Origin of the sequence: Vibrio methylphosphonaticus (assembly GCF_023634655.1) — a bacterium.
In the GTDB taxonomy this organism is placed as follows: Bacteria; Pseudomonadota; Gammaproteobacteria; order Enterobacterales; family Vibrionaceae; genus Vibrio; species Vibrio methylphosphonaticus.
Genome location: NZ_JAMKMS010000005.1, coordinates 315,311 through 324,317, shown reverse-complemented (window position 1 = coordinate 324,317; position 9,007 = coordinate 315,311). Strand labels below are relative to the sequence as shown.

General features: G+C 42.5%; 7 protein-coding genes and 1 tRNA gene. 4 read left to right on the top strand and 4 right to left on the bottom strand.

Going from position 1 to position 9,007, the window contains the following annotated elements:
• The first annotated feature begins 178 nt into the window (after positions 1 to 178).
• From M9196_RS08435 to M9196_RS23615, 3 genes are all read left to right on the top strand, one after another.
• Entirely contained in the window at positions 179 to 577 is a 399-nt protein-coding gene (locus tag M9196_RS08435; protein WP_250617086.1) for a hypothetical protein, read from the top strand.
• A 698-nt stretch (positions 578 to 1,275) separates the two neighbouring features.
• Positions 1,276 to 2,514 carry a tyrosine-type recombinase/integrase gene (locus M9196_RS23620; protein ID WP_250617085.1) on the top strand — a complete coding sequence of 413 codons (1,239 nt, stop codon included), beginning with the start codon at positions 1,276 to 1,278 and terminating at the stop codon, positions 2,512 to 2,514.
• A gap of 373 nt (positions 2,515 to 2,887) precedes the next feature.
• The gene (locus tag M9196_RS23615) at positions 2,888 to 3,268 is read left to right on the top strand and encodes a helix-turn-helix transcriptional regulator (protein WP_319946327.1); all 381 of its coding nucleotides are present in this window, start codon (positions 2,888 to 2,890) and stop codon (positions 3,266 to 3,268) included.
• Positions 3,269 to 3,355: 87 nt separating this feature from the next.
• Here M9196_RS23615 and M9196_RS08420 read toward each other — a convergent pair whose 3' ends face one another.
• The 4 genes from M9196_RS08420 to M9196_RS08405 all read right to left on the bottom strand — a co-directional run bounded on the left by M9196_RS08420 (position 3,356) and on the right by M9196_RS08405 (position 8,220).
• Entirely contained in the window at positions 3,356 to 4,579 is a 1,224-nt protein-coding gene (locus tag M9196_RS08420; RefSeq protein ID WP_250617084.1) for a tyrosine-type recombinase/integrase, read from the bottom strand.
• A gap of 314 nt (positions 4,580 to 4,893) precedes the next feature.
• Positions 4,894 to 4,981: transfer RNA gene (locus tag M9196_RS08415), tRNA-Ser, on the bottom strand.
• 139 nt (positions 4,982 to 5,120) lie between these two features.
• Complete coding sequence (locus M9196_RS08410) at positions 5,121 to 5,570, bottom strand: L-alanine exporter AlaE (protein WP_250617083.1); 450 nt, start codon at positions 5,568 to 5,570, stop codon at positions 5,121 to 5,123.
• 433 nt (positions 5,571 to 6,003) lie between these two features.
• Positions 6,004 to 8,220, bottom strand: a complete 2,217-nt coding sequence (locus tag M9196_RS08405) for a hybrid sensor histidine kinase/response regulator (protein WP_250617082.1) — start codon at positions 8,218 to 8,220, stop codon at positions 6,004 to 6,006.
• 157 nt (positions 8,221 to 8,377) lie between these two features.
• On the opposite strand from M9196_RS08405, the gene M9196_RS08400 reads away from it, so the two are divergent.
• A complete protein-coding gene (locus tag M9196_RS08400; RefSeq protein WP_250617081.1) occupies positions 8,378 to 8,947 on the top strand; it encodes a UPF0149 family protein in 570 nt (189 codons plus the stop codon).
• Positions 8,948 to 9,007: the final 60 nt, after the last annotated feature.

Sequence of the window (9,007 nt, the reverse complement as noted above, 5' to 3'; positions counted from 1 at the left end):
ACATGAATCTCAAAAAACTAGACTCGAAAAGTATCATATCCTTGTCCGTTTCTTTGCCTCATATCCGCTTGTAGTCCATGTAAACGTACCTAAGCCCAAAATGGTCAACAAAAAAGAAACCTAACCGTTCAAAGGCTCGCGCGAACCTGACCTATTAATAAAAAATGAGGGGTAATCAATGACACTAGATAATACAAATGCAACCGCAGAGTTATGGTTGGAATATGAGCTTCTAAGCGCACTTTCGATGCTACAAACAATCAACCTTTGGGATAGTGACACATACAACTTTTACAAAAAACACATTGTCCTAATTATGTCTCAAGTCAAATTGTTGGACAGGCGGATCAACAGCGTCGTAGACATGTGCTCCATTGAAAGAGAGTTGCTTGTCGACTTGCTTATCGTTAGCGATATGGATGTTGAGGAGGTTTTGTTGTGCATCGAACTGTTTAATGCTATTTCAGGTTTACTTTTGCCGAACCAGTTGCATGTCCTGCGTTTACAGGTAAATCAACTCAACATGATACATTTGAAACTTTTGCCATTTCACATTGAATTGAGTAGTGGCCATTGATGAAGCATGAACACCTCGGTTTTTGTTAGGTATATTGTGGGGCCTAACGCCAGCCTTCCACTCTTTCGGCAGGCTGTTTTTTATTAGCCAAAACTATCTTTTTCAGTCTTATTTTTAGTCTTGCTGCAACGAATTCCTGTCTTATACTCGACATTGAAATACAGCATGATTTCATATCAACCAATTAGAAGGAGCTACTATGATTTGGGTGAATAGCAATATGGGGTTACTAACATTAGCTACTATTATTGCTTCTGTTGGGTTTGGTTGGTACTGCGCCGCCTGATTCGGTAAAAACGCCTTTTAGACTACATCGCAGTCAGTATAACCATGCTCCGACAAATATTGTTGCCCTTAAAAATAGGGGTTGCCTTAGTTCTGCTCGCCGAATCATTACTAATCTAGTCGCTATATTCGATATTCAAGTTGGCGAAGAAACACTTCCTTATCATCAAGTTCAAGCTTTACGTAGATCTTTTCCTAAAAACAAAGAGATTACTGTGGTGATGTAATCATGGTTTGGGAGAAGTAATGCGGCTCAATCTTCCTTGTGCCACTTCCCTCTACGTAACTTTGGAATCTATATAGCAATTCATACTCCAATTTAAGTCTAGGTTCTACACAGACGTCATTGGGAGCTTTCTCGTAGTTCAACATTGCTTTAGCCTCCCTTCCCAAGACAGCGAAAAGGAGGCCAAGTGAAGCATAGATTAACAGCCACAGAAGTAAAAAATGCAAAGCTTCCAGAGGGCTTCAAAATGATCCGAATATGCGATGGCAATGGATTGTACCTTGCAGTAGGAAGGCGTTCTAAACATTGGGAGTTACGCATCAAAACGCTTGCTGGAAAGGAGACATACTTAAGGCTAGGCTCCACTAACGACTTAACTTTGAAAGAGGGCCGACTATTTACTGTAGACACACACGCAGCAAGAGCTAAAGGAATTGAACCAAAGCATTTTGTAAGGCAGCGAAGAGGGAAAGATACGCCTAGTTTCCAAGAGATCATGGGGCAGTGGTTGCTAATTCAAAAGAAGCGACTAAAAACGTCGACGTATTTAGATATGGAGAAACGATACAGGTGCCACATTTTAGACTCGTCACTAGGTTGCACCCCAATAAAACTAGTAACCAGCAAGCACATTTATGAATTTCTAGACACTTTTGATCAAAAGGGACAGATACCCACATTAAACAAGCTTTTTACAATGATCACACGCGTATTAGATTACTCTGCCATGTTTTCATATAGTGAGCCTCTAGACTTGAGTAACATGAAAAGTTTATTCAGTCTACATCGTTCTACACCACACGCCAGTATTGAAGTTAATGGACTAGGTGAGCTAATCACCTTAGTCGCCACTTCGAAATTGAAGCTAAGTGTTAAATTGATGTTTGAGTTACAGCTACTATTGGGTACTCGCTGCTGTGAAACAGTGAAGATGAAATGGGCTGATATTTGTGAAGTAAACTGGGTATGGACGCTTCCGAAAGAGATATGCAAAAACGGTTTACAACACGAGATTCCACTTTCATCTCAGGCTATCACAGCATTAAAACTGGCAAAGCAACTCGCCGATGACAGCCAATACGTTTTTCCATCACCTCACAAAAAAACAGGGGACAAACCGAGATGCAAAGCAACGCTCAACCACGCATTTGGTAACCTTGGTCTAAAGAGTCAAATGACTGGCCATGGAACCAGAGCCATATCTGAAACGACAATGCATGAACAGCTAGGAGCAGCAGAAACGCTAATTATTGAAGCTATCCACTCTCACACAGACAACAACACCATTCGTAAAGTGTATAACCGAAAAACGTTCTTTAATGATCGAAAACGAATTCTGGAGTGGTGGGGTAATCAATATTCAGACTTAGTTGGCGCGAAAACATGTAGTTATTACGTTCAAAACGAATTAACAACATTTCTGTAAAGCAGTACTACATAACCAATGAAGCCTATATTGGCTTCATTGGCGCTAGGCCGTAGTGTATCCATTCCCTAAACAATACTCTGCGGCACTTAGAGTGTTATACATTAAATCAATACCACAACAAATGAAATGGACGTAAGAAATAAAAGGCATCCAAAACACGTTCTGACAAATTTGTCACTAGTGCTACATGTATGTTTTTCACTTTTGGAGTATGTCTCGACAACACTAGAACAAAAACGAATATTTACTTTAAATTATGCTGCAGCATATTTACTCTTTCTCCACAGAAAACACGTTCCTCTTTAATTCTGATCGTTCTAGAGCGACAGGAAGAAAAGAATTTCCTTGAAAAAAATTACATTGAGGTAAGATGCTAATCAAAAAAGCCACAGTAGCCCAGAAATTATCCGTTAGTTCAAATTCATTAGATAACTGGGATGATCTACCAAACCCAATTCAATCCGCTGCTTTAGGCAAGTGCCGATACTATAATGCGGAACAAATAAATGGTTGGTTACTGTCAAAAATTGATAGACGTCCAAATAAAGGCGCGTATCTAGGGGACATACAGTCAGAACAATGTATCAGGATGGACGGAGTCCAGGCCATTACAGGTTTATCACGCTCAAAAATCTACGCCTTAATATCTGAAAATGCTTTCCCTCGCCAAGTTTCCATCGGGCAAAGAACCTCGGTATGGCTGCAAAGTGAAGTGGAAGGTTGGCTTATAAAACAGTCAATAAGATTCTAGCGAATAAAACAAGATGTTGGAAAAGGGTTGGTCCGAAAGCTAGTACAGATTATTCTGGCCAACCGCTTCTTGCGAGTGTGACTAATACTAAATTTCTATCAGGGAATAGCTCGTCAGTCCTTTCGTTAGTGAAACAATGTGCTTGCTCCACCACTCCAACGCTACCTTCCTTTTCTCAAAAAATTTATTTCTATTATAGGCATCCCGAATACCATCTCTATCGGTGTGAGAGAGCAGCGCTTCAATCACAATTGAATCGAAGTCGGTACGCTCATAAAGCGTTGTGCTGCCCAGAGAGCGTGTCCCGTGTGACGTCATCTTTCCACCTAGTCCCATTCGTTTAAAGGCCGCATTGAGCGTTTCTGGATGAACTTGCCGTCTCAAACTGTTTCGCGCAGGAAAGACAAACTCACTCCCTCTTCCTAGGTGTTTCGCAGCCCTTAAAATCGACACCACTTCAGGAGTCAACGGGATTTTATGCATGAGTCTGTTTTTTGCTCTTTCTGCTGGTAGGTACCAAACTTTTTCTTCAAGCGAAATCTCCTCCCAACGCGCCCCTGTCGATTCTTTTGAACGCGTGAGGGTATGCAACTGGAATTCGAATAAAAGTTTGTTTGCTGGACGCATAGTCGACTGGACAACCATCAATAGAAGATCGGGTAATTCCTTGATATCGACACAAGCGAAATTTTGACGCTGAGGTTTGGGAAAAACGTCACGCATAGATCCAATTGGATTATGATCTATATACTCATGGTTCACCGCATACTGCATAACCCGACGAAACAATGCAATTGTGCGTCCAATCGTCTCCAACTTGCCTTCACGCTCTAAAGATTTCATCGCCTCAATAAGCATCGAAGCTTTTACTTCTTGTATAGGTAAACGACCCAGTTTCGGATAGACGTGAAGACTTAACTTTTGACGAAAACCAGCTGCGGTTTTGGGTGCTACACGCGATGATGCAGTCTCCAGCCATAACTCTGCGATTTGCTGTACCGTGTTGTGTGCCTCGCGTTTAATATCAAGCTTTCGTTTGCGTTGTTCGACCGATGGATCTTTACCTAGTGCTCTGAGTCGTCGAAACTCGGCAGCTCGTCTTCTCGCCTCAGTAAGCGTGATTTCAGGGTACCGGCCCAACCCTAGGTTTGACGACTGTCCATTTGGCTTCACAAACCTGAATTCCCAAGATTTTGCCCCCGACATTCGAATGACGAGAACCAGCCCACCTCCATCACTCATTCGGCGAATACTTTGCCCCTTACTTACCGTTAGTTGCTCAACCTGCTTAGCTGTCAATTTTGAACGCATAAAACCCTCGATTTCATCCTAAAATGTATAGTTTTTTTGAACCCGTTAGAGCCCTTCGAAGGGGTATACAGTTTTGAGCATTAAACTTAATAAAAACAGACGTTTAATGATCGTAGGTCACGATAAGAAAAGTATACTGTTTGTATTCGTTCTTTAACTCAAAAGTGTATGGCATGCCGGCAAAATGATTTAACTATACATTTTGCTATACATCAAATGCGTGGATGTCATTGAGGATTGTGGACGTTATTAGGAGATAAGCCCATGATTTAGATACAAAAAAAGACGCCCAAGGACGTCTTTCTTCTTAAATGTGGCGGTGAGTGAGAGATTCGAACTCTCGGTACGTTGCCGTACACACACTTTCCAGGCGTGCTCCTTCAGCCACTCGGACAACTCACCGTTTTGTTTGTCAGCCTTGCTAGCCAACGAGCGCTAATTTAATGATTATCCGTGTAATGGTCAACCCTAAACTTGGAAAAATGCGCTCTTTTTTAATTGTTTGCCTACTTTCTGTTTAATTCGATCAAATGTTCGGCAATTACGCGCTGTGGTGGTAACCCGGTACACGGAACCAACGTCGGCAATAATCTAAGAAGTAGCCGTAAAGCACACCCATTCCACAAGACACCAACGCATTACTTGATACAGCGGTAATGATTTGCTCTGTTGATGCGCCAACCGTGAGCAAAATAGCGGCATATACTGGCGATTGGAATGCCACATAAGCAATAAGATCTGCCGTCGCTTTCATAAATCCTGAATTCGATACTTTCGCACCTTGCTTTAATGCCCAATCTCGAAATAAACCGTATGGCATGGCGATGGCAATATTAACGGGAATAGACAATAGACGCGACGCCAGCGATTGTTCAAACGTCATACCAGACACCAGTACCTCAATGAGCATGCCCGACACAAAACAAAATACAACCATAGCAAACGTATCTGCTGCTGCGTTGCGAAGACAAAATGGAGCTTTAGGTTTCACCGCTTCTTTCCTACAGAATAATTGTCTAATAAATTTAGACATAACCAAACTAATAAACCAGACAAAAACACCAGCCTAGCAATTCGCGCTATTAAAACACTAATTTATTAGTTTTACATTCCGTATTTCAGATTGAATGGTAAATTAATCACCAATAACTGGAGGTTAGCCAGATTAATACACTAGATCACGTTATTTTACTACATAATGGCAAATTATGACCTACAATCAGGCAGTTGGCTCTACAGTTTGGTAACTTAATCACTAGAAAGTACGTTGCTTGCGCTGCAATGTATGTAAGTTATCTCGCGATTAACTGTTAGGCACGCGCAAATTAAGTTTCTGAAGGGTTATCGATATGACGACAAGGAACAGCAAGCGCAGGTTTGAACGTGGAATCATCGCTAGAGGTTCACCCTCTAGCGGATGACGTTTAGTTTAATGTGGGAGACGGTGAGGCTGTTGAATGAGTCGTCGCACCTTGGTATTGAAATAGCTTACTAGCGTACTGGTAAAGCGCGTCATCTAATACACGCTCATCGATAGGTTTTGCCACAATAAAGTCCGCCCCGGCGGCGAGCATGCGCTCACGAGTTTCTTTGAACACGTCTGCGGTACACCCAAAGATCAGTATGTCTTTTTCTTTACTCGCCATGGTTCGGATCTCAGCAATGGAACTCACACCATCCATTACTGGCATGTGATTGTCCATTAGCACTAAGTCATATTGGCGTTCAGTGATGGCTGATAGCGCTAGCTCACCATTTTCGACGCTGTGGGTGGTAAAACCTTTTCGACGCATGAACGTCTCGATAATGATGGTGTTGGTGCGATTGTCCTCCACTATCAGAACATTCAATCCACTGTAGTTGAGCTTTCTTTCAACGTGAATGGCTGAGTCTTGTGGTTCACAGCTATCCAACTGCAAGGTTATATCAAATTGCGAGCCCTGCCCTTCTTGGCTGGTGAGGACGATATCGCCATTCATACATTCCACAATTTCTCTTACAATCGCCAAGCCTAAACCCGTCCCACCAAATCGGCGGGTCGTGCTTGATTCGGCTTGTTCGAAGGGTTTAAATATGCGTGACTGCGCGTGATTTGAAATGCCTATGCCAGTATCTTTTACTCGAATGTTGAGTTGCCTTTTTTCTCCCTTTAAAACCTCACTGAAGTGCACATCGACCTGCCCTTCGGACGTGAACTTAACGGCATTATTAAGCAGGTTAAACAACACTTGTCTTAAGCGCGCTTTGTCACCTTCATACCATCGAGATTCATCCACCTCAGCGTGCATGTTAAAGGTCAGCCCTTTTTCATTGCATAACGTGTGGTAGACACTATGAATACTGCCAATAATAGAGCTAAGCGGAAATGGACTTTTCTCAAGCTCTAGATGCCCTTGTTCGATTTTTGAATAATCGAGTATTTCATTCAACAACGTCATCATATGCTCACCTGAATCATAGAGCGTTTTTAGGTGTTTACGCTGTTCAATCGTCAACTCGGATTTAAGTAATAACTGAGCGGTACCCAACACGCCATTCATCGGTGTGCGGATTTCATGAGATAACGTGGCAAGAAATGCCGTTTTAGCTTTCGTCGAGGCTTGAGCCTTAATGCGCTCTTGCTCTAGATAGACCGTCTTTTGGTTGAAAGAGTCGATTAGGTAACGAATTTCATCTGGGCTGTCATAACGCATGTCAATGTTGCCGCCTTGACGTGAGGCATCAGCTTTTTTGGCGATAATTGCGATAGGCTTAATTAGGTATTGATTAATCATGTAATAGCCGAGCATGACACAAATTAACAGTACCGGTATTATCCCACGCTCGACCCCCATTACGATGTCAAATACCTGGTCGGCCACAAGACGTCGAGCATTCACGACTTCCAAATGCCAATCGAAATCACCAAAACGACGTTGACTCGTGTAGATATCTTGGCTCACTCGAAAGTTATATTCGGTAATGACTTGGTGGTTGGCATCACGCACCACAATGCCGAGATCTTGCTCTTTGGCTTTTTGTTCCACAAAACGAATGAGATTGTTTAGAGATAAATCTACTGTCGCCACACCGGCAAATACGCCATCGATATAATAAGGAGACGACGCGGTGATCATTTGAACATGGGTATAAGGGTCGATGTACACTTCAGACCATGCAACGGTATTAACCGGCTGATCATAGACCGATGTATACCATGGTTCAACGTGATAACCGTCCGCTTCTGGGTTATTCCATAAATCAATTTTGTCGACTTGCCCATCAGCCGTTCGGTTATAAAACAGGCTGGAGAAACGTTCGTCAGCGTGAATAGAAAACGGTTCTGGCCATAATCCGCCACTGATCACTATGCCATCATTGAGCGTGAAAATTTGTCTAAGCGCTGCATCTAACGCTTGCCTTCCTTGAATCGCTTGCCCAAGCCCAACAACACTTTTTAAAACGCCCACCGAGCTATGTAAAGGTTCGGACATCTGAGCCGCTAAGAACTCATTTTTTATATCGAGGTTTTCTTCGAGTTTTTTTCTCACTGGAGATTCCACTACCCAATAGGTAATACTACCGAAAACCGCAATAAAAATAGCGAGGTAAATGGTCAGTGCAACAATACTTTTTTTCTTCAAAGATTTTCTGATCAACATAATGAGCGAAACAGTCCTTTGTTCTTAAGCAGGAGGTCAATGTATGGGCCGTTCTATTGTGACCGAATAAAATGACAATCACGATACTGATCTATAGCTTTATCAACCGATAGCTTGTTACTATTAGCTATCATTTACATCTTAACGGTAAATCATTTTGGCATTAAAAGACATACTTTCCCTTCCTGAACTGGATGGAAAACTTTTGAACGAAGCGCAAACTCAAGGTTTTGTTACGTCCATGGCTTCTGCTCCTCACACCTTACCGCCAGAAGAATGGTTGCCGTTCTTATGGGGCGGTGAAGAAGTGGCACCGTTCACCTCTGGTGAGCAGCTAGAAAGCTACGCGCATACTGTGATTGAATTGTGGAATACGTACCGTCCAGCACTGCTAGATGGCGAATGGGTTTGGCCAGAAGGCTGCCAATTGGATGAAGCAGAGATTGTGTCTCAACAAACAAAAGACTTCTGTGAAGGCGTATTACAAGGGTGGCAGTTAGCACGTGATGACTGGGAAACATTGATGCCAGAAAACAGTGAAGACAATGCACTTTTAGGTGGTGTTTTATTGTCACTAAGCATGCTATTTGATCCAGAAACATCCATTACCACGCTTCAAGCGCAAGGTATTGAAGGGTTAGAGCAGTTCGAAGAGATATTTAATGCCATGCCTATCATGCTGTGTGGTATCACGCAGAAAGGCGCGATGCTAGCCGACCAGCAATAGTGTCCTGATATCAATTAGAATAAGCGCGCTAAATACAGCGCGCTTATTATTTATGAGAGC